This is a genomic window from Bacteroides sp. AM54-2NS (genome assembly GCF_003602935.1).
Lineage (GTDB): Bacteria > Bacteroidota > Bacteroidia > Bacteroidales > Bacteroidaceae > Bacteroides > Bacteroides xylanisolvens.
Genome location: NZ_QTMZ01000015.1, coordinates 1 through 19,467, shown reverse-complemented (window position 1 = coordinate 19,467; position 19,467 = coordinate 1). Strand labels below are relative to the sequence as shown.

Genomic DNA, 19,467 nt, shown 5'->3' with positions numbered 1-19,467 from the left:
ATCTAAGTATTATTTTCAAGATGGCAAGTGTTGAAATTTGTTTTATAAGCTATTTTTAACATTGTACTTAATAGTTTGATTTTCAATGAAAACAAGTGAAGAAAACGGGAAAATCCAAGTGCTTTCTTCGATTTTCCACTCAAAGTATGGTTTAGTTTAAAATAAAACTGTTATATTTGTACTTGTTATCATAGAAGTGTACAATTAGATGGCAAAAGTAGGTTACATATTTAAGGCGGATCGTTACGACGGGTTCGAGGCTGACAAAGAATGGATGCAGGAGTACGGCTGTGTACAAGTGATAGAGGAACCGGTCGAAAGCGAGGCGCTACGGCCTAAATGGAAACAGCTTGTGGCGGGCCTCGAAAGGGGCGACGAGGTAGTGGTGGCCAAATTCAGCAATGCCCTCCGAGGGTCGCGCGAACTGTCGGCCTTCATTGAGTTGTGCCGTATCAAGGTGGTACGCATCATATCCATCCATGACCGGATCGACTCACGGGGTAAACTGTTTCCCGAAACGACGGTTGCCGATGTGCTGGAGATGTTCGGGGCGCTTCCCGAAGAGGTGGCGATACTGCGATATTCGTCCGCACGTGTCTTGAACCTGCAACAGAAAGCGAAGATTCCGAAGAAAACGATGAAGGCTATGGACAAGGCCGACAAGGAAAATACTATCGTTGACATGTATGTCAACGGCCATTCGTTTGAGGACATCATGGCGGTAAGCGGGTACAGCAGCCGAAGTTCGGTGTTCAGCGTGCTCCACAGGCATGGGGTAAAACTCAACAGGGGGAAATTCAGCGGCCCCTTGGGAACCCGGAAAAAGAAAAAGGACGACAGTCCGGCGGAAGAATAACCCGTAAAACGAAAAGGGTGGCGGCAACTACCGCTTATAAACGGTTTAACTGTCGGAAAACGAGGTGAAACGGATTCGCACTCTTGGTAACAAACAGCAGATGTTTAATTTATTAATACAGATTAAATAAAAACGTAGTATGGAAGTAATATTGATAATCGTTGTGTTCTGGGTAGTGGGTAAACTTCTGAAAGCGGTGTTCGGCGGTTTTAGCAAGAGCGACTACCGGCGCGACCAGTAACACGTATGAGACAACGACGGCATTGTCTCGCCGGTTCTTTCGTGCCAGGAGTCGGAATATGATTCGTATAAATCAAAAGATGAATGTAGATAAATGAAAACTTACCTTATCTTGTTTTTGGCTATCGTTTTTGAAACTGTAGCCACTTCTTTCTTGAAACAGAGCGAACAGTTTACCAAACTCGTTCCGTCCGTATTGACCGTTCTGGGGTACGCGGCGGCTTTCTATTGCTTGAGTGTCGTACTGAAGAGCATTCCGGTAGGCATAGCTTACGCCATTTGGTCGGGAGTGGGTATCATTCTTATCGCGCTTATCGGCTTTTTCGTTTTCAAACAGCACCTCGACCTGGCTGCCATCATCGGGCTGGTCCTGATTATTGCCGGAGTGGTCGTCATCAATGTCTTCTCCAACTCGGTCTCTCATTGATGGAAGTGTCCCGTCATTGTGTTCTATACCAAACGAAAAGAAAGAAATCATGTTTTTCATCAGCATGGTTTCTTTCTTTTTTCAGCATTATAGGAAGGAGTCAAATATATACATTCAACATAAGATACAAGTATGCCTTTTCGTCCTTACTGTTATGATGTTCAAGTTCGAATTGTACCTTATCTTCACGGGCCAACCAGCCAATAGCACTACCCAACTCGGCATCATCCATCCCTGTAATTTTCTTTATCTCTGAAAATTCCCATTTACGGAGATGGTCACTATTCAATAAACGCCAAACTTTACCAGCGTTCTCGCCAATGATGTATTTATCCATAAATTATAATATATTTATTGTTATATGTATATAATATGTTATACAAATGTACAGTTTTGATAACGAATTATCGTTTATGTTCCATTAATGTTTATTAATACATCATGCATTTGGCGGAATTTTTATTCCAGATAACTGCTCAGAATGCCGCTACCAATCTTTAAACTTTTTTAACAGCGGCATTTTACATGGAACCTAAATCCGAAAAAATTGCCTGCAAATTATGGCACGTTGCCGGGAATATATCCAAAATGTAACGACAATCACTAAAGTCGTCAGAATTTCAGACAACGGTAAGGCGAGCCAAATTCCTTTTACTCCCATTATGGCAGGTAATACCATGAAGCACGGAACCAGAAAAACAAATCCACGTAAGACTGCAAATGTTATGGCCGGCTTTATCCGTTCCATGCTCTGATAATATCCAATAATGGAGAGATTCAAAATAAAGAAGATGAATCCCGTGCCATAATAAGGGAATCCTTCTATCGCTATGCGTGCGGCAGTATTGTCAATGCGCAAGAATAGTCCGACAAGCAATTCAGGAAACAGGATAAAGGCGGCAGTAGAAATGACTCCGCAAACTAATGCCGCAAACACGGAAACGCGTAAGGCGGAACGAACTCTTTCCGTGCTTCCTGTGCCGAAATTGTAACTGATAATAGGCTGGGCAGATTGGGCAATGGCGTTACCTATCATGAAGACGAACGGGAGATAATAACAGCTTACTCCGAAAGCACCTACTCCGTCATCTCCCAAATGGCGCATGAATACCTGGTTGCCGATGAACAGCAATATCGCCATTGTCAATTCGCCTAACAAGGCGGATGAGCCTATCTTGCACTGCATTCCTATATCATGGAAGAAGAATAAAATCCTTTTTCTACCCGGACGGAGAGAATGCAAACGAGTGTCACGGGCATAGAACAACAAGTAACCCATCGTCACCGTTGCCCCGGCCAAACAACTCAGGGAGGTAGCAAATGCCGCCCCCATCACTCCCCAGCCCAGCGGGAAGATGAACAGCCAGTCGAGAACGACATTCACCGCTGCGGCTATGATGCTGCACCACATGGCGAGTTTCGGAGCGCCGTCCAGGCGCATGGCAAACAAGGCGACGGCAATCCACAACTCGAACAGCAGAGACGGGGAAAACCAGACCAGATAATCGACAACCAGCGGCAGCAAATGCTCCGACGAGCCAAGCATACGGGCGGTTTCTTCGGGAAACGCCAGAATGAATCCTCCGACGGTTACGGATATGAGCGTCACGAAAAGCATGGCTTGGGTGATGGTCGCACGTGCCAAAACGGTTTTTCCTTTCGACAAGTAAATGGAAGCGATTACGGAACAACCTGCCCCCATCATCAGTCCAACACCCATGAGTGACATCAGTAGAGGGACGCAGATATTTACAGCTGCAATCCCGTCGCTGCCCACGCCGTGTCCCACGAAAATCCCGTCGATAGTCGTTACCGCCGACATACTCAACATTCCCAACAGAGTGGGGAAAAACAGTTTCTTAAACAGAACGGAAACTCTCTCATTCCCAAAATCAATCACTTTTTCTTTCATACGTCTTTGTATTTTATATTATATGGTTTACTTCCGGCAGAAAACGACGGAAGCCGGATAAGACGATGGTTTTACCCAGTCATCTTATCCGGCTTCCATAGCCCTCCGATGAGGATTATAAAATGTCCTTTGCGTTATTTCGCCGCAAAGGTGGGCCAAAGATTTGACTTATCCAAAAAAAGTTGCATTTTTGTACATTGCTATTTAATTCTTATATATGACAAAAGCAGAAATTGTTAGCCGGATTGCACAGCAGACCGGAATAGAGAAAGAGGTCGTAATGACCGTGGTCGAGGCATTCATGGAGAATGTAAAAGATGCGATGATTGCCGGGAACGAAGTGTTCCTGCGGGGTTTCGGTAGCTTCATTATCAAGCAAAGGGCAGAGAAGGTGGCCCGTAACATATCAAAGAACACAACTATTGTGATTCCAGCTCATTCCATCCCCGCCTTCAAACCGGCAAAAGTATTCCTGAGTGCCGTAAAAGAGGGAAAATAAAGGACGTGTAAAAGTTTCATTTTATTTTGTAGATTTGTATCTATTAGCGATTTAAGAGGGATTAAGTTTTTAGTCTAAAAGATAATACAGAATTGTTATGATTAAAGAATTGAGAGTTGGCAATTACGTTGCTTATAAAGGTAAACCATCTTTGGTTTGTGCATTGGATTATGATCCTAAGTTGAGAAAAGAGAATATATCCGTTGTTTATAAATGGGGAGAACCTCCGTATAAAACAAATGGAGACATTCAGCCAATATTACTTACTGAAAAATTGGTTTTGCAATGCGGTTTTAATCAGCTTGACGATTATACATTTGACAATGATGAAATGGAGATTACACAAGACTGGGATGATCAAACTGTATATTACATTACCACTCATGCTAATGAATATACGGTAAGCGGACACCGCATAGAATACTTACACCAGCTCCAGAATGCGTATTTTTGTTTATCTGGTGGAAAAGAATTAGAAGTTAACCTATAAAGAAAAGAGGCTTTTAGAACTGCCTCTTTTTCTTTATATCATGCGAGGGTATTATATATTTAATCCGTCACCTCCCAGTAATAGCTTAACTCGTTCCCTTTCAGATTCTCTTTGGCGTATTGGTCGGCTTGTTCCCAAAGAGTATTGTAAAGTACCGCCATATCCGGTCTGTTTTCATAGTATTGCCATATCTTATGGTTAAGTACCAATGTCAGTTCCGTCAAGAACTTATAGTCCCCTTTCCACTCCCTGAAAGCCCGGTTGAAAGTGTCCAAAACAGCCGCCAACCCAAATCTGTCCGCTATTGAGAAGTCTTCCCAAAAGGTTGTTTGTAACTCATAACCGTTCTCTTGCATAAATTCTTTAAATGTCATACGCTCTAAATTTTAAGTTTGAACTATTTTTTGTTTTTCCCTTTGGTACAATCCTGTACCGAAAGGTTGATTATTTTTCTGCCTATAGGATTGACGGTCGGTCCAGGCAAGAAGGCTGCGAAAAATACACTCTCCAACAAAGTCGGGGAGGAAGATTTTTCGACAGCAAGCGTAAGCGGTTCTTGACAGGACAGACAAGCGGCAATCGAACTTTGCAGAAAAAATAAGCGGGCTTTCGGCATGGAGTGTTGGGAAACGGCTGTAAGGAGGATAAAACGGGGGAAGCTAAAATGTTATAAAAGGATTACTTTCCGGCTGGATAGTCACGGTACAAAGGGGAACGGACCGCGTTTCGATAAAAGGGAAAGAGCCATGAAGATATAAAGGGGGAATTCCGGCAAAAGGATTCAGGACACATCCATTGTCAATGTATCCCGAACCTGCACCGGTCATTATCTGTACCGAATGTTTAGGAAACCCATTTGTAACCTTCGTCCGTCAGTTCAAAATATTCGTCCATTCCCGGTTTCACAAAAAACATGATTTCAAAGGCTTCGTTGCTTCTACCTTCGGGTATCGTCATGTTGATTTCTCCATTGCGGGCTGTTCCTCTTCCCGTATTGAAACCTAAGTCTTCGTCCGCATAGGCGTAATGGAATTCCACATCCGGAAATATCTCGGAAAGTTTTTGGATAAGCAGTGGCACTCCATTCCATGCCGTATCGAACCAAAGTATGTTCGGCTCTTCAAAGTCTTGGTGATAGGCATTCCATTTTGTACCCCATGTGGCGGTAGACCACTCGTACCAAGTGGGATAACCGTACTTTTTCCGATTTTCCAAATACGATGCTCCAAGTTGCAGCGCTTCTTTTCTGTCCTTTTCCGCCAATCCTTCTATCCATTGAATGGTTCTCAAAGCATCATCGTCCAATAAAAAATAGAATGGCTTCAACTGCATTGCTTCAAGGTATTTCATACCCAAATCTCCACTGCTGCTTTTTTCTATCAACAGTTCTTCAGGCATAGGAATGATGTTGTTGAAGTCGATGTAACAAGGCGTATTGTCATCATCGGTTTTACCTTTTAAGAAATTCATTACTTTTTGTACTGTTTCCCGGTCTGCGTTTATTTCTAAACGGTTTGTCACATGATTAGGCATAATCTTAGTTTTTTGAAATTGTTAATACTTATTTTCCCTTTTGTCGGTTCTTTCTTCCTGAACCGCTTTGGGGTTTTACGGATGCGGTACACGGCTGTCGGGAAAACTTCATACGGTGGCTTTCCTTGGAAAATTACTCTTACCCCGGTAAGGAAGAATTTTGCAAGAAATGCACTTCAAGCCACCGGATCAAGTGCGACGGCCTACCTTTGCATCTGGTAAAACCAAACCGGTGATGGAAAGAAGAAAAGACGGGAGATATACGAAAGACCGGGGTCGGTATAAAAGGCGGATATTGCTCCGTGAGTAGTGATAAAAAGGAATGGAGCTGATTATAAAAGGAGACGGTTCTGTGTTTCGCCCATTCGATAAAGGATACCGCAACCATCTCTGGCGGATGCGTTGCGGTATTTTGTGGACAGCATTTTATGCGGCCTTGTCCGGCTTGCGCTGCCTTGTTTTCCAGCCGTACACGGCGGCTACATACGGATAGAGGGAACGTGTTCTCCGGCGGAAACCTTCTTCGTCGATTTCACGGTTGTAAATCTTATCGGCGATACGCTCCGCTTCATCACGGTCTTTGGCGATACGATACAAGGTGTAGTTCGTACCGTCATGATGGCCCATCCGTCCGCGAATGTTATAGCCGTCGCCGTACCATTCTGCATCGTCGCACTGGGATTTCAAAATATCGGCAATGGTGCTGCCCAATATTTGATAGCCTTGTCTCCGGCCGTTCCATAATCCCAAGTTGCCGAACACGACAATAATGCCGTCCACTTCTTTATTCAGATTGCTCCGTTCGTCGTCCAGCCAGCGATATACTTCTTCTGCCCATTCTTCATCGCTGACCTCGTAACAGTCATCGTCCAATATTTCCCGTTGTGAATTTTGATAGTATTCTTTTGCCGTTTCGTCCAACAGGTCATAGCTTGACCAAATCATCTGTTTCATACGTCTTGAATTTTAAGTTTGACTTTTGTTTTTTTATCCCTGCCTCGGAGGGTTTCCCTCGTCCGGCGGGATTTGATTTTACGTGCGGACCACAAGGCGGACAGAAGGGAAACAAGGCAAGGAGGAAGCGGATAGTCCTATGGACGATTTCATTTGTGTTGAACAAGTATTGACGAGCTTGCGAGTTGATGGTTGTTAACCTCAAATGAAGCCGCGCCTTGCCGGTTCCCGACCGCCTTAACTTTGCACGGGAAAATCAATGGACGACGGCGGACTCTTCGTGTGGAGTATGAAGGAGTATAAAAGTATAGACGTTCCGGAACGGTAACGAGCAAAACAAAAGCGGCCTTCGGGCCGCTTTGTCTCAAAAAGGCAGGAATTACTTCTTGCCCTTCTTCGGTTTCTTTGCCGGTTCCGCAGGAACTTCCTCCTCTTTATCGACAGCCGGATAAAATTTGACTGCAACCGTCACGATGCGGTTGTGCAGCACGCCGTCTTTGTCGGTCCATTCTTCGGGTTTAAAATAGCCCTCCACGGTAAGCAGCGTGCCCTTGGTGAGCTGGTCGAACGACCCGGTATTCTCGTTCTTGCGCCACGCTTCAATGTTCATGAAAGCGGATATACGCTTGGTATCTTCGCCGTTCTTCTCCTGACGGGCCACTGCCAGCGGGAAACGTGCGACACTTGTGGTGGTGAACTGACGGACTTCGGCATCTTTTGCCACGAATCCGGTTACTGCGAAATTGTTCTCGATCTTTTTCATTGCGATTGCTTTTTGAAGTTAATAAATCAGTTTTACGGTGCATAAAAGTAGGTGCAGTAAAGGGCTGCACCAAGGATAGCGCATAAATACTCTTTATTTTGGAGGCGAAGCCCCAAACCGCAGGCCCGATAAAGGAAGATTTGTGCGATACGCCATTGGTCAAGACCATCGGGTCGCGCCCGTCTGCATACTAACTTTGCAACGAAAAACGATATGGCGACTTCAAATAGAAAGCGGTCGCGAAAAAGTCGAGGCGAAACAATCCGCAGCGGACTCGGAAACATGAAAGACCTGTCCGTCCACCGACACAAGACCGCTCCCGTTCCGGCAGGTGGGCGGGAAGAACATCAGGCGAGAAAGTGTATCGGCTGTTTGGGGTTGAAGCGGCAAGAACGATATACCGTTTAACAACCATATACGCTGCATCGTGGAAAATACTATCGGACGAAGATCCGGCAAAAGGCGTGTGCGACGTATCGATATCGCTGTCTCTATCCGGCAAGAGAAATGAGGGAAAGAAGAGGTAAAGGAAAAATGGCCGAAGTCTGCCTTGAAACAAAGCGGAGAAGCCGCCTTTGCATGAGTGGCCGTTCGATATAAAAGGATATGGCGCAGCCGAAATGTATAAAGGGGTATTTCCGAAGGAAACGGTATGAGTGTCTGTTCGGAAATAAAAGAGGGTATCGCACCCGCGTATCTGTTTTAGATTTTAGCCGGTGTAACCGGGCTGAAACTGGTACTCCAGCCCGTACTACATTTACCTTTTTTCTGTTTTGGTCTGTAATTCTACCGGCTCGTCATCCCATGTCAGTTCTTTGCCGAGAAGTTTGTAAACAGTCCCTTTGGGGAGTTCTATCTCGATTGGTACATTGTACACTTCTTCCAAATACTCCCAATGCCCACACCGGCCCCGAACGGGCTTTTCGGGCATAATCCATTCTGTTCCGTCTTTATTTACTGCCAACCATGCCATAATATCACATTTTTAGTCTGTTCCTTAGTAGTAATTTTATTCTTCTTGAGCTATCATTCTCTTACTGTATTCCAAAATTTTATCCATCGTAAGCCACTCCGGTTTTTCTCCCTCCTTGAAGCTATCATGCAGTTTTATCATAAACTCAATTTGCAATTTTTCGTCGCCAGCCCATAAGGTTTTGGGGTGTCTGTTACCGTAATTGAGGTAATACTCGCAGTCTGACCGTAAGCGGTCTAACAGTTGGTATCTGAAAACCGAATCCCTGTGTATTACTTCGTCTACCGTTACTCTTCCATTTGAATTTGTTACATCGTTTGTCATAACCTATAAAATTTTGAGTTTTCTTTTTCCCTCTTGTAGCACCTGCTACTTTCGGGCCTGATTTAATTATGTCGCCTCGAAAGGTGTCATAGCTCTTTATGCAAGGTTTCACGATTAAATACTACCCGTGCGAAGCGGAGGGTGGAGATTTTGTCGTGAACCGTCAGGCTTTGACCTTGCATACAAGAACGGCATGACAAGTACCTTTGCGACACAATTTATATCAGGCAGCCCGAAAGCGATGTGCGAACACAGGGAAGAGAAGGTCTCGTGTAAAAGGTTGATGGGCGATAAAAAGGGTTTGCAGCGAAAAGAGAAATATAAACGGGTATTCCGGGGCAGTATAAAAATTGATCGTGAGGATAAAAGGGGGATTGTGCCAGCATGTCTATTGCGAGAAAGAGGAACGGGCTGAAGCTGGTAGTTCCGGTTCAGCCCGCAAAGCGCATTGGAGGTCTTTTGCCTGTTCCTGTCAGAAATGGGCTACCATAATCCGATGTTTGAAAATCCTGTTTTTATCGCTCGGTCGCCGTTGCTTTATCCAGATATGGTGTGCTCCGTATCCGAATATGAAATAGTCGTCGAGCGTGGTTTCGTTCTTCAAGCGTTCCATACTTGCCCGAAGTTCGGTTTCGTCAGTTGCAAAAAGAATCGTGTTCATGATTCGGAAATAGATTTCTTCCGCTTCATCGCTATAGCGGCAAAAGACGTGTTCGATTGTTACGTTCATGGTTCTATTGGTTTGATTGAGGTGTTTCGGGTACATTAGTCATTATTGATTCTCCGTCTTGATTGAAAATTTCTATTGTCGGGTTGCCGTCGTTTTCTTCGGGGAGCATAGATTCCGATGTATCGGTCAATGCTTGCCACTCTTCATAGCAAAGACGGTTGTCAATGATGTTCGACACGTCCTCACAGTTCCATGAGCGGACGATTGCCTCGGCTTCTTCATAACTGTCCGCTTTCACACTGAAATAATCCCGTTCCCAACTTGTAACCTTACGGTCTTGATAAAATTTGTATTCTCCCATATCCTTGTTGTTTTAACCGCTTACTTCTACAATATCCTCTATTCTGCCGTACAGTATCGAGCGTAACGCTGTTTTGTCAATCGCATAATACTCGTGAATACTTCCGTGCTGTTTGACGAAATACCGTTTGAGGATGTCGGAAAAGTCAAAGTGATAACCGCTCAAGGCAATTCCACGTTTGAAATAGATACTTTCCCATACGTTACGGGTAATCCAGTTCTTTTCTTCCCGGTTTAACTTGCCTCCGTTGTTCAGGTGTACCCGCAATTTGTAAACCTTGCTGTCCTGCAATGTCGCCAGTTCGGGAATGTCCCATTTGACGAATTTTGTTGCTATCTGTGTCATACGTTTGCTATCGTTTAATCATGGATAATCACTTCATCACGGTATTCTGAAATTTCCTTGCCGCTTTCAAGGCGGACAACTATGGTATTGCCATAGTCGCCCACGATTGTGCCTTCCATGTAACCTTTATATGGATTGAGCAACGTGCAGGACAAACCGATAATATCGCTATCTTCTTCGTATTCGTACATAGTGAATTGTGTTTAGGTTTAGGATAACTTAATGTTCCATTTACCTTGCGAGAATATCCGAAAGCTCACGTATTCGTCCTCTAACTCGTATGTCAGTATGCGGATATAGATTTTGTCTTTGGCTGCCAATAAGGCTATTAATTCGTTGATTGCTTTTTCCGGGTATTCCCAGCGGGAATCAAATTCGGCATCTACCGTGTCGCCATACCGGTTGACAAAGCCGTTGAAATTATCGTCCAGAAATGCCTCTATCTTATTGAGGTCTTGTTTGTTTTCCGTACTTGCGTGGAAAATGTTTGTTGCGTAGTTTGCCATAACTTTGAATTTTAAGTTTTCTTTTTTCCCTCTTGTAGCATCCAGCTACTTTCGGGCTTGATTTAATTATGTCGCTTCAAAAGGTGTCATGGCTCTTTATGCAAGGTTTCACGATTAAATACTACCCGTGCGGAACGGAGGGTGGAGATTTTGTCGTGAACCGTTAGGCTTTGACCTTGCATACAAGAAAGACATGACAAGTACCTTTGCGACACAATTCATATCAGGCAGCCCGAAAGCGGATGTGCGAACACAGGGAAGAGAAGATCTCGTGTAAAAGGTTGATGGTTTATAAAAAGGGGGTTGCAGCGAAAAGAAAAATATGACGTGGAATGTTTTTTTCTTTTGGCTGTACAATGGGACCGGAGTGTTTTACGAAGTTCGGGAAAAGGTTTAGTTTAGTCCATTAGCCTATATATATGCTAAATCAAAGTAAACTATATTTAGGCAGCCAAATTTGCCTGCCTATAAGTTTTTCCTTATCTTTGTATGAACTAAAGAATACTTGCTTTTTTCTTTTGGCTGCAGTGGTTCTTGGAAGCTCACATGCAACCATCGGACGAAAAAAATCTGGTGGGAAGCTGTTCAAGAAGTCCCGATTATAAGCAAGTGCAAAGAAAGAAACAGAGTGAAAACAAAAAATTGGGAAATACCTTTAATTAACGATTTTGTTTCTTGTTTGTTCCTTAATTAAAATCGTGAAATTTTCAACAATCTGATTTTCAAATCATTATATAAACTATTTTTGAGAGATTGAATTTATTGTAAATAAACAAATAGTCTGTTTGCTTTTCAATCTGCCTGATGATTTCAGCCAATGTTGCGGTTCCTTTATTCATCGAAACTTTCTGATTTTGCGAATAGCCGTTCAGGGCATATGTCTCAAGAATAATGAATAACAGGAAAAAGACAGTTAACCTCATAATTCTTAAAATTTGAGTACAGTGTGTTTTTCTATGGACAATACGCCCACACCAAAGATTATTTTTCATATCTTTGCCTAGAGTTATTAAGTTAATACATAAAGATTTGTAACAGATGTCGAGTCTTTTTTATTGACTTCTCACATATCGGTAAGTGTTGCAGCATTTACCGATATTTCTGTTTTGAAAGGGCTGGTTCTCTTGCTCTCATTCCGGGTGTTTCTTTTTTAGATTAAATACTAGGGTTGATTTAATAGATAATTATCTGATTTTTCTCATCGTCCTGTATATAGTTGAATTTGACGTACTTCTGCAATACCTTCATCACGTGCTCGATTCCTTCTTTCTGACGGAACTTACCGGTACACGGGCGGGAAGCGATTTCCTCGTTCTTATTAATAATCTTCACTTCATAATATTGCTCCAATTTCCTGAAGACAGTTTCCAGCGGTTCATCCTTGAAAGAATAGATACCCATTCTCCACAAGAAATCATTGTCCGATGAGAAAGTCTCCTTATAGAGTTTGCCATCTTTAACTTCTACCTTTTCATGAGGTTTCAAGGTCATTTCATGTTGTGTATCGGGCTGATACACGGTAACTTTACCTTCAATCAAAGATGTCTCGAATAAACCGGAGTTTGGGTAGGCAGAGACATTGAAGGTGGTTCCCAATACTCTGATATCGTATTTCTCCGTTTCTACAATGAAAGGATGCTTCTCGTTATGTGCCACTTCGAAATATCCCTCTCCTTCCAGAATCACTTTCCTCTCTTTGGAATGAAATCCGGTTGCCGGATATTTCAAGGTAGAGTTGGAGTTCAGCCAAACAATTGTTCCGTCAGCCAAGACCAGACTAGCCCTTTGTCCTGCCGGGACGGTCATAATTTGCATTTCGGCAGAATGTTCTATCCGGTATTCCTGATATTCCTTATGGATAATAAAAGCAACCATGGCAACGACCGCCGCTATCTTTATAGACGCCCAAAGGTAACGCATCACAGGTTTCTTGTTCTCTGTTTTTTCTGCCTGTAAGTTTCCATTCCATATAGTGGCATTGTAAACACGGTGCAACTGCATCAACTGTTCCCGATTTTCTTCGCTCTCCTTCATCCAGCGTATCACTTCCTTTTTTTCTTCGGGAAGTGCGTCACCTGCAATATATTTATTCAATAGTTTCGCGTCCATACCTTTTCTTAGGTTATATATAAACTCTTTGTGGGCTTACATATATAAGACACGCCACTTGCAAAGTTCACTAGTGGAAAAAATAAAAAAAGTGCGTTATTAACCGTTTATTTGTTCCCCGGTACCGGAAGGTGTGTTCCTCGGTGCCGAAGGAGTGCTTCACCGGTGGATAACTTTATTAGAAAAATAATAAGGTATAAAGATAATCTTTCAGGTTCTTTCTCAATTGTTGCAGCGCTTTACTGATATGATAATCGGCTCCTTTCACTGTGACATTCAGCGCTTCGGCAATCTCCTTCACCGATTTGTTCTCATACCGGCTCATCATAAATGCTTTTCTTGTCTTTTCCGGTAATCCGTTCAAAGTACGGTTCACAATATCGGTTATTTCTTCAGAGAAAAGTCGGTTCGGGTCGGAAGAGTCCAAAGAAGCGATGCGAAAATCAAGTTCGTAGAGTTCATCAGCCAATATACTTTCACGGGCTTCCATTCGCAGATGTTCATTTCGCATATGATTCAATGCCTGGTTCTTTACTACGGTCATCAGGAAAGCATGGATATTTTTCACATCTTCGGTTTTCATCGTAGTCCATAAAGTTATCATGGCTTCGGAAGCTATATCTTTGGATAACATTTCGTCATGAAGATAAGACTTAGCAAATAAGAAGCAGCGTTGATAATACTCCATATAGATATTATCAAATGTCATTCCAGTGTTTATAGTATCATCCAGTCTTCCCATTTTTGTGGATTTCTCTCCTAGTTTTTATATTGGTTGGTGAAGCAAAGATAACCAAAAGAAGTTAGCTGCCAAAAAGCAGTATAGAAAAGTAAAACCATAAAGAAAAAAAAGTCCGGATGCCACTACATTTCTATTGCAAAAAAGTCCTCATCCATACTTCACTGAAATATTTTCGTAATATCTGCCTTTCACTTCCGCTTTTTTTCGTACTTTTACCCCTTGTTGGGAAGAAGTTCCTTTCCAACCCTTGAGAACAGAAAAAGAAAAAACAATATATAAAATGAATCACAAATGGAATTATCGACCCATTACACCCGAACAGGCAGAGACAAGCCAGACATTGGCCCAGGAATTAGGGATTAGCCCGATTCTTGGACAACTTTTGGTACAGCGGGGAATTACGAAGGCAGCAGACGCCAAGAAGTTTTTCCGCCCGCAGTTGCCCGACCTGCACGATCCGTTCCTGATGAAGGACATGGATATTGCAGTAGAACGTCTGAACAGGGCGATGGGAAAGAAAGAACGTATTCTAATTTATGGAGATTATGACGTAGACGGTACTACTGCTGTGGCATTGGTCTACAAGTTTATTCAACAGTTCTATTCGAACCTTGATTACTACATACCCGACCGATACAACGAAGGGTATGGTATTTCTAAAAAAGGAGTGGACTACGCCGCTGAAACCGGTGTGGGACTGATTATTGTACTCGATTGCGGAATAAAAGCAGTAGAGGAAATCACGTATGCCAAAGAAAAAGGGATTGACTTTATCATCTGCGACCATCACGTGCCGGATGATATTCTCCCGCCTGCCGTAGCCATTCTAAATGCCAAACGCCTGGACAACACGTACCCGTACACCCACCTTTCCGGTTGTGGAGTCGGTTTCAAGTTTATGCAGCGTTCGCCATTAGTAACGGTATCGAATTCCATCACCTGATTCCGTTGCTCGACATCGTAGCCGTGAGTATCGCATCGGACATCGTTCCGATTATGGGTGAAAACCGTATTCTCGCCTACCACGGTCTGAAACAACTGAACAGTAACCCGAGTATCGGCATGAAGGCCATTATCGATGTATGCGGACTTTCTGAAAAAGAAATTACTGTCAGCGATATTGTGTTTAAAATCGGACCGCGCATCAATGCATCGGGACGTATTCAGAATGGGAAAGAAGCAGTAGACCTGCTGACGGAAAAAGACTTCTCGGCGGCACTTGAGAAAGCCGGACAAATCAACCAGTACAACGAAACCCGGAAAGACCTCGACAAAAGTATGACGGAGGAAGCAAACAACATCGTTGCCAATCTGGAAGGATTAGCCGACCGCCGCTCTATTGTGCTCTACAACGAAGAATGGCACAAAGGAGTGATCGGTATCGTAGCTTCCCGTCTGACGGAAGTGTATTACCGCCCTGCCGTGGTACTGACACGGACGGATGACATGGCGACAGGTTCCGCACGTTCTGTTTCCGGCTTCGACGTATATAAAGCAATCGAGCATTGCCGCGACCTGCTGGAAAACTTCGGAGGACATACATACGCCGCCGGACTATCAATGAAAGTGGAGAATGTGGATGCTTTTACCAAACGGTTCGAAGACTACGTTTCACGGCATATCCTGCCGGAACAAACCAGTGCCGTCATCGAAATTGATGCTGAAATCGACTTCAGGGATATTTCTTCCAAATTCTTCAACGACCTGAAAAAGTTTAATCCTTTCGGTCCCGACAACACGAAACCCATTTTCTGCACTCATCACGTCTATGATTATGGAACAAGCAAAGTGGTGGGACGCGACCAGGAACATATCAAGCTCGAACTGGTTGATAATAAATCGAATAATGTAATGAACGGTATTGCGTTCGGACAGAGTTCGCACGTGCGCTATATCAAAACGAAACGTTCGTTCGACATCTGTTACACCATTGAAGAAAACACGCATAAGCGTGGCGAAGTTCAACTTCAAATCGAGGATATAAAGCCGATTGAATAAGTATCAGGAGATATTAAAACAATATTGGGGATATGACTCCTTCCGCGACTTGCAGGAGGAGATCATCACCAGTATCGGCGAAGGCAAAGATACACTGGGGCTCATGCCTACCGGAGGCGGTAAGTCCATCACCTTTCAAGTGCCTGCTCTCGCCCAGGAAGGAATTTGCATTGTCATTACTCCGCTCATCGCCCTGATGAAAGACCAGGTGCAGAACCTCCGCAAACGCGGTATCAAAGCCCTTGCCGTATATTCCGGCATGACGCGGCAGGAAATTCTCACTGCACTTGAAAACTGCATCTTCGGTGATTACAAATTCCTTTATATTTCTCCGGAACGTCTGGACACGGACATATTCCGCACCAAACTGCGGTCAATGAAAGTCTCTATGATTACGGTTGACGAAAGTCACTGTATCTCACAATGGGGATATGACTTCCGCCCCGCTTACCTGAAAATTGCCGAGATACGGGCGCTGTTACCGGGAATTCCGGTACTGGCACTGACCGCCACCGCCACTCCGGAAGTGGTGAAAGATATTCAAGCCCGCTTGGATTTCCGTGAAGAGAATGTTTTCCGCATGAGTTTCGAGCGGAAAAACTTGGCGTATATGGTACGGCAAACAGATAACAAGACTCAAGAACTGTTGCATATCTTACGAAAGGTACCGGGCAGCGCCATTATCTATGTCCGCAACAGACGACGGACCAAAGAAATCACCGAATTACTGGTAAATGAAGATATCACCGCCGACTTTTATCACGCCGGACTGGATAATGCCGTAAAGGACCTCCGTCAAAAACGTTGGCAAAGCGGAGAAGTTCGCGTGATGGTAGCTACCAATGCCTTTGGCATGGGGATCGATAAGCCCGATGTGCGTATCGTATTACATCTTGACCTCCCCGATTCTCTCGAGGCCTACTTCCAAGAAGCCGGACGTGCAGGAAGAGACGGTGAAAAAGCGTATGCCGTAATCTTATATACTAAAACGGACAGAACAACGTTACACAGGCGTGTAGTGGATACTTTTCCCGATAAAGAATATATCCTCAATGTGTACGAGCATCTGCAATATTACTATCAGATGGCAATGGGCGACGGTTTCCAATGTGTACGTGAATTTAACCTGGAAGAGTTTTGCCGGAAGTTCAAATACTTCCCGGTTCCGGTAGACAGTGCGCTGAAGATACTGACTCAAGCCGGTTATCTGGAATATACGGACGAACAGGACAACGCCTCACGCATCCTTTTTACGATTCGCCGGGACGAACTGTACAAACTGCGGGAAATGGGAACGGAAGCGGAAGCTCTGATACAGATGATTCTCCGTTCGTACACCGGAGTGTTTACCGATTATGCCTATATCAGCGAAGCCACCCTGTCCGTACGTACCGGACTGACCCGTGAACAGATTTATAACATATTGGTCACGCTTACCAAACGTCGCATCGTGGATTATATTCCGCACAAAAAGACTCCTTATATTATATATACGCGCGAACGGCAGGAACTTCGTTTTGTGCACATCCCCCCTGCTGTCTACGAAGAGCGTAAAGCTCGGTATGAAGCTCGCATCAAGGCGATGGAAGAATATGTCATTTCGGAGAATGTGTGCCGAAGCCGGATGCTGCTCCGCTACTTCGGAGAGAAAAACGAGCATAACTGCGGACAATGTGATGTTTGCCTTAGTCACCGTGCAACAGATACGCTGACCGGGAAGTCTCTTGAAGAGCTGAAAAAGAAAATAACAGAATTACTTGCCCAAAAACCGCATACGCCGGCAGAAATAGCCGAGAAAATAGAAGCGGAGAAAGAGAGAGTCAGTGAAGTCATCCAGTATTTATTGGAGGAAGGTGAATGGAAGATGCAGGATGGAATGATACATATTTCAAAATAAGTTACTACCTTTGCAAGGTAACTCAAAAATAACACAGTCATGCCGAACTTTTTTAAATCTTTCTTCTCCGGTAAGTCGGAAACTCCGGAAAGTGAAAAACAGAAAAACGATCAGAAAAATTTCGAGATTTTCAAATACGACGGTTTACGTGCGCAACGCATGGGACGTCCGGATTATGCAGTAAAATGTTTTACAGAAGCTCTTGCCATCCAGAAAGAGTTTGAAACAATGGGTTATCTTAGCCAACTCTACATTCAAATGGGAGAAACGGCAAAAGCCCGCGAACTGTTGGAAAAAATGGCTGCCATGGAACCTCATCTCACGAGTACTTTCCTGACACTGGCAAATGTATGCTTCATCCAGGAAGATTATCAGGCCATGGAAGAGGCTGCCAATAAAGCAATTGCCATTGAGGAAGGAAATGCCGTAGCTCATTATCTGCTAGGAAAAGCCCGTAAGGGACAAAACGACGACCTAATGACCATTGCCCATCTCACCAAAGCGATCACTTTGAAAGACGATTTCATCGAAGCCCGCCTGCTACGTGCAGAAGCTTTGCTGAACCTGAAACAGTATAAAGAAATGATGGAGGATATAGACGCTGTACTTGCTCAAAATCCGGAGGAAGAAACTGCCATGCTCCTGCGTGGAAAAGTGAAAGAATCCAACGGTCAGGGCGAAGAAGCGGAAGAGGATTACAAACTGGTGACGGAAATAAACCCGTTCAACGAACAGGCTTACCTTTACTTAGGACAACTTTATATCAATCAGAAGAAGCTGACGGAAGCCATCGGACTGTTTGATGAAGCCATCGAACTGAATCCGAACTTTGCAGAGGCCTACAAAGAACGCGGACGTGCTAAATTACTGAATGGTGATAAGGATGGTTCTGTAGAGGACATGAAGAAATCTTTGGAACTGAATCCGAAGGAGGAAGCTGGTCTGAATGGAGAATTCAAAAACTTGGGACCGAAACCGGAGGCACTGCCGGGAATCTTTTAAAATAAGACCGAAAGCCTATCATTATATAGTGTAGGAACTATCAGAAACGACGGATTGACATCAACATTGATAAGGCTGAAAGCCTTCCATTATATAGCGTAGAAACCATCAGGACGGATTGACATCAACATTGATAAGGCTGAAAGCCTTCCATTATATAGCGTAGGGCATCGCCCTACGTATTTATAAAACCCAAATACAAGCCCTGAAAGGGCGGAACATGAACTAACTATATGCCACAATCCCTATCAAAGAACTATATTCATCTGACTTTCAGCACTAAATACAGGAAGGACAGTATAAACGAGGATAAATTATCAGAAATATCCAAATACATCTCCGGCATTCTGAAAAACATAGACTGCCCACCTATCATAGTAGGCGGATTTACCAATCATATACATATCCTATGTATTCTCAACAAAAACATCGCATTATCCAAAATGGTAGAAGAAGTAAAACGTAGTTCGTCAAAATGGATAAAAAGTTTAGGACCCTCATATCATGATTTCTCCTGGCAAGAAGGATATGGAGCTTTCTCAGTCAGTCAATCAAAAGTTGAGACTGTAACTCGATATATTCTGGGACAAAAAGAGCATCACAAAAAAATGACCTTCCAAGATGAACTGAAAATGTTTCTAAAAGAATATCAGGTTGAATATAATGAAGAGTTTATATAGAATCATACCATGAAAGACGTAAACGTCCAAGCAGTTCCGCCCTTTCAGGGCTTATGTTAGGTGTATGCTTTTACGTAGTAACCATTCTATTTTCCGCCTTGACATAAGTTGTTAGCCGCCATATCTTTGCGCCGTAACCTTTAACAAGAATGATTATGGCAAAAGAAAAAGTAAACTATCAGGAGG

At 43.6% G+C, this 19,467-nt stretch carries 23 protein-coding genes and 1 pseudogene; 9 read left to right on the top strand and 15 right to left on the bottom strand.

The annotated features are described in order from the left end of the window. The first annotated feature begins 208 nt into the window (after positions 1 to 208). Both DXA05_RS11145 and DXA05_RS11140 read left to right on the top strand, forming a co-directional pair. Positions 209 to 856 (top strand): recombinase family protein, encoded by a 648-nt coding sequence (locus DXA05_RS11145; RefSeq protein ID WP_044301947.1) that lies wholly within the window; start codon positions 209 to 211, stop codon positions 854 to 856. A gap of 334 nt (positions 857 to 1,190) precedes the next feature. Further along, the gene (locus tag DXA05_RS11140; protein ID WP_008654963.1) at positions 1,191 to 1,523 is read left to right on the top strand and encodes an SMR family transporter; all 333 of its coding nucleotides are present in this window, start codon (positions 1,191 to 1,193) and stop codon (positions 1,521 to 1,523) included. Between the two features lie 100 nt (positions 1,524 to 1,623). Here the strand turns inward: DXA05_RS11140 and DXA05_RS11135 are convergent, their stop codons facing one another. Together DXA05_RS11135 and DXA05_RS11130 are read right to left on the bottom strand one after the other, a co-directional pair. Next, on the bottom strand, positions 1,624 to 1,860 hold the full coding sequence (locus DXA05_RS11135) for a winged helix-turn-helix domain-containing protein (protein ID WP_007571944.1): 237 nt from the start codon (positions 1,858 to 1,860) through the stop codon (positions 1,624 to 1,626). Positions 1,861 to 2,055: 195 nt separating this feature from the next. Beyond that, the gene (locus DXA05_RS11130; RefSeq protein ID WP_044301948.1) at positions 2,056 to 3,435 is read right to left on the bottom strand and encodes an MATE family efflux transporter; all 1,380 of its coding nucleotides are present in this window, start codon (positions 3,433 to 3,435) and stop codon (positions 2,056 to 2,058) included. Positions 3,436 to 3,652: 217 nt separating this feature from the next. Here DXA05_RS11130 and DXA05_RS11125 point away from each other — a divergent pair, with 217 nt between their 5' ends. Then, positions 3,653 to 3,934, top strand: coding sequence for an HU family DNA-binding protein (locus tag DXA05_RS11125; protein WP_044301949.1), 282 nt, complete (start codon positions 3,653 to 3,655; stop codon positions 3,932 to 3,934). A 97-nt stretch (positions 3,935 to 4,031) separates the two neighbouring features. After that, the gene (locus DXA05_RS11120) at positions 4,032 to 4,424 is read left to right on the top strand and encodes a hypothetical protein (RefSeq protein ID WP_007571940.1); all 393 of its coding nucleotides are present in this window, start codon (positions 4,032 to 4,034) and stop codon (positions 4,422 to 4,424) included. 59 nt (positions 4,425 to 4,483) lie between these two features. On the opposite strand, the gene DXA05_RS11115 is transcribed toward DXA05_RS11120, so the two are convergent. The 4 genes from DXA05_RS11115 to DXA05_RS11095 form a co-directional block, all read right to left on the bottom strand. Then, positions 4,484 to 4,798: a hypothetical protein gene (locus DXA05_RS11115; protein ID WP_007571936.1), complete on the bottom strand. Its 315-nt coding sequence runs from the start codon at positions 4,796 to 4,798 to the stop codon at positions 4,484 to 4,486. Between the two features lie 469 nt (positions 4,799 to 5,267). Beyond that, positions 5,268 to 5,957: a hypothetical protein gene (locus DXA05_RS11105; protein WP_007571930.1), complete on the bottom strand. Its 690-nt coding sequence runs from the start codon at positions 5,955 to 5,957 to the stop codon at positions 5,268 to 5,270. 426 nt (positions 5,958 to 6,383) lie between these two features. Further along, entirely contained in the window at positions 6,384 to 6,911 is a 528-nt protein-coding gene (locus DXA05_RS11100) for a hypothetical protein (RefSeq protein ID WP_007571928.1), read from the bottom strand. A 379-nt stretch (positions 6,912 to 7,290) separates the two neighbouring features. Further along, on the bottom strand, positions 7,291 to 7,674 hold the full coding sequence (locus DXA05_RS11095) for a single-stranded DNA-binding protein (protein WP_007571923.1): 384 nt from the start codon (positions 7,672 to 7,674) through the stop codon (positions 7,291 to 7,293). A 213-nt stretch (positions 7,675 to 7,887) separates the two neighbouring features. On the opposite strand from DXA05_RS11095, the gene DXA05_RS11090 reads away from it, so the two are divergent. Continuing rightward, positions 7,888 to 8,082: a hypothetical protein gene (locus DXA05_RS11090; protein WP_080715528.1), complete on the top strand. Its 195-nt coding sequence runs from the start codon at positions 7,888 to 7,890 to the stop codon at positions 8,080 to 8,082. 349 nt (positions 8,083 to 8,431) lie between these two features. On the opposite strand, the gene DXA05_RS11085 is transcribed toward DXA05_RS11090, so the two are convergent. From DXA05_RS11085 to DXA05_RS11030, 9 genes are all read right to left on the bottom strand, one after another. Continuing rightward, on the bottom strand, positions 8,432 to 8,647 hold the full coding sequence (locus DXA05_RS11085; RefSeq protein ID WP_007571920.1) for a hypothetical protein: 216 nt from the start codon (positions 8,645 to 8,647) through the stop codon (positions 8,432 to 8,434). A gap of 36 nt (positions 8,648 to 8,683) precedes the next feature. Beyond that, positions 8,684 to 8,971: an LPD11 domain-containing protein gene (locus DXA05_RS11080; protein ID WP_007571918.1), complete on the bottom strand. Its 288-nt coding sequence runs from the start codon at positions 8,969 to 8,971 to the stop codon at positions 8,684 to 8,686. A 472-nt stretch (positions 8,972 to 9,443) separates the two neighbouring features. Then, entirely contained in the window at positions 9,444 to 9,701 is a 258-nt protein-coding gene (locus tag DXA05_RS11070) for a hypothetical protein (protein ID WP_007571911.1), read from the bottom strand. A gap of 4 nt (positions 9,702 to 9,705) precedes the next feature. Further along, a complete protein-coding gene (locus DXA05_RS11065; RefSeq protein WP_007571910.1) occupies positions 9,706 to 10,002 on the bottom strand; it encodes a hypothetical protein in 297 nt (98 codons plus the stop codon). 12 nt (positions 10,003 to 10,014) lie between these two features. Beyond that, positions 10,015 to 10,347, bottom strand: coding sequence for a hypothetical protein (locus DXA05_RS11060; RefSeq protein WP_007571909.1), 333 nt, complete (start codon positions 10,345 to 10,347; stop codon positions 10,015 to 10,017). A gap of 14 nt (positions 10,348 to 10,361) precedes the next feature. After that, positions 10,362 to 10,538, bottom strand: coding sequence for a hypothetical protein (locus DXA05_RS11055; RefSeq protein WP_007571908.1), 177 nt, complete (start codon positions 10,536 to 10,538; stop codon positions 10,362 to 10,364). 18 nt (positions 10,539 to 10,556) lie between these two features. After that, positions 10,557 to 10,853 carry a hypothetical protein gene (locus tag DXA05_RS11050; protein WP_007571905.1) on the bottom strand — a complete coding sequence of 99 codons (297 nt, stop codon included), beginning with the start codon at positions 10,851 to 10,853 and terminating at the stop codon, positions 10,557 to 10,559. A 1,173-nt stretch (positions 10,854 to 12,026) separates the two neighbouring features. Beyond that, entirely contained in the window at positions 12,027 to 12,962 is a 936-nt protein-coding gene (locus DXA05_RS11035) for a FecR family protein (protein ID WP_004314615.1), read from the bottom strand. A 178-nt stretch (positions 12,963 to 13,140) separates the two neighbouring features. Further along, positions 13,141 to 13,704, bottom strand: a complete 564-nt coding sequence (locus tag DXA05_RS11030; protein WP_004314616.1) for an RNA polymerase sigma-70 factor — start codon at positions 13,702 to 13,704, stop codon at positions 13,141 to 13,143. Positions 13,705 to 13,984: 280 nt separating this feature from the next. On the opposite strand from DXA05_RS11030, the pseudogene recJ reads away from it, so the two are divergent. From recJ to DXA05_RS11010, 4 genes and pseudogenes are all read left to right on the top strand, one after another. Next, positions 13,985 to 15,702 (top strand): annotated as a pseudogene (gene recJ, locus DXA05_RS11025) (single-stranded-DNA-specific exonuclease RecJ). After that, complete coding sequence (locus DXA05_RS11020) at positions 15,695 to 17,599, top strand: ATP-dependent DNA helicase RecQ (protein WP_004314618.1); 1,905 nt, start codon at positions 15,695 to 15,697, stop codon at positions 17,597 to 17,599. The pseudogene recJ and the gene DXA05_RS11020 overlap by 8 nt, the downstream one beginning before the upstream one ends. A gap of 39 nt (positions 17,600 to 17,638) precedes the next feature. Then, positions 17,639 to 18,601, top strand: coding sequence for a tetratricopeptide repeat protein (locus tag DXA05_RS11015; protein WP_004314619.1), 963 nt, complete (start codon positions 17,639 to 17,641; stop codon positions 18,599 to 18,601). A 233-nt stretch (positions 18,602 to 18,834) separates the two neighbouring features. After that, positions 18,835 to 19,281: a transposase gene (locus DXA05_RS11010; protein WP_004307855.1), complete on the top strand. Its 447-nt coding sequence runs from the start codon at positions 18,835 to 18,837 to the stop codon at positions 19,279 to 19,281. Positions 19,282 to 19,467 lie beyond the last annotated feature (186 nt).

Coding starts and splice junctions, on each gene's coding strand:
- DXA05_RS11030 (WP_004314616.1), bottom strand. CDS start 13,704: ATGGGAAGACTGGATGATACTATAAACACTGGAATGACATTTGATAAT.
- DXA05_RS11060 (WP_007571909.1), bottom strand. CDS start 10,347: ATGACACAGATAGCAACAAAATTCGTCAAATGGGACATTCCCGAACTG.
- DXA05_RS11015 (WP_004314619.1), top strand. CDS start 17,639: ATGCCGAACTTTTTTAAATCTTTCTTCTCCGGTAAGTCGGAAACTCCG.
- DXA05_RS11145 (WP_044301947.1), top strand. CDS start 209: ATGGCAAAAGTAGGTTACATATTTAAGGCGGATCGTTACGACGGGTTC.
- DXA05_RS11120 (WP_007571940.1), top strand. CDS start 4,032: ATGATTAAAGAATTGAGAGTTGGCAATTACGTTGCTTATAAAGGTAAA.
- DXA05_RS11140 (WP_008654963.1), top strand. CDS start 1,191: ATGAAAACTTACCTTATCTTGTTTTTGGCTATCGTTTTTGAAACTGTA.
- DXA05_RS11125 (WP_044301949.1), top strand. CDS start 3,653: ATGACAAAAGCAGAAATTGTTAGCCGGATTGCACAGCAGACCGGAATA.
- DXA05_RS11090 (WP_080715528.1), top strand. CDS start 7,888: ATGGCGACTTCAAATAGAAAGCGGTCGCGAAAAAGTCGAGGCGAAACA.
- DXA05_RS11130 (WP_044301948.1), bottom strand. CDS start 3,435: ATGAAAGAAAAAGTGATTGATTTTGGGAATGAGAGAGTTTCCGTTCTG.
- DXA05_RS11055 (WP_007571908.1), bottom strand. CDS start 10,538: ATGTACGAATACGAAGAAGATAGCGATATTATCGGTTTGTCCTGCACG.
- DXA05_RS11085 (WP_007571920.1), bottom strand. CDS start 8,647: ATGGCATGGTTGGCAGTAAATAAAGACGGAACAGAATGGATTATGCCC.
- DXA05_RS11035 (WP_004314615.1), bottom strand. CDS start 12,962: ATGGACGCGAAACTATTGAATAAATATATTGCAGGTGACGCACTTCCC.
- DXA05_RS11115 (WP_007571936.1), bottom strand. CDS start 4,798: ATGACATTTAAAGAATTTATGCAAGAGAACGGTTATGAGTTACAAACA.
- DXA05_RS11080 (WP_007571918.1), bottom strand. CDS start 8,971: ATGACAAACGATGTAACAAATTCAAATGGAAGAGTAACGGTAGACGAA.
- DXA05_RS11100 (WP_007571928.1), bottom strand. CDS start 6,911: ATGAAACAGATGATTTGGTCAAGCTATGACCTGTTGGACGAAACGGCA.
- DXA05_RS11135 (WP_007571944.1), bottom strand. CDS start 1,860: ATGGATAAATACATCATTGGCGAGAACGCTGGTAAAGTTTGGCGTTTA.
- DXA05_RS11095 (WP_007571923.1), bottom strand. CDS start 7,674: ATGAAAAAGATCGAGAACAATTTCGCAGTAACCGGATTCGTGGCAAAA.
- DXA05_RS11050 (WP_007571905.1), bottom strand. CDS start 10,853: ATGGCAAACTACGCAACAAACATTTTCCACGCAAGTACGGAAAACAAA.
- DXA05_RS11010 (WP_004307855.1), top strand. CDS start 18,835: ATGCCACAATCCCTATCAAAGAACTATATTCATCTGACTTTCAGCACT.
- DXA05_RS11065 (WP_007571910.1), bottom strand. CDS start 10,002: ATGGGAGAATACAAATTTTATCAAGACCGTAAGGTTACAAGTTGGGAA.
- DXA05_RS11105 (WP_007571930.1), bottom strand. CDS start 5,957: ATGCCTAATCATGTGACAAACCGTTTAGAAATAAACGCAGACCGGGAA.
- DXA05_RS11070 (WP_007571911.1), bottom strand. CDS start 9,701: ATGAACGTAACAATCGAACACGTCTTTTGCCGCTATAGCGATGAAGCG.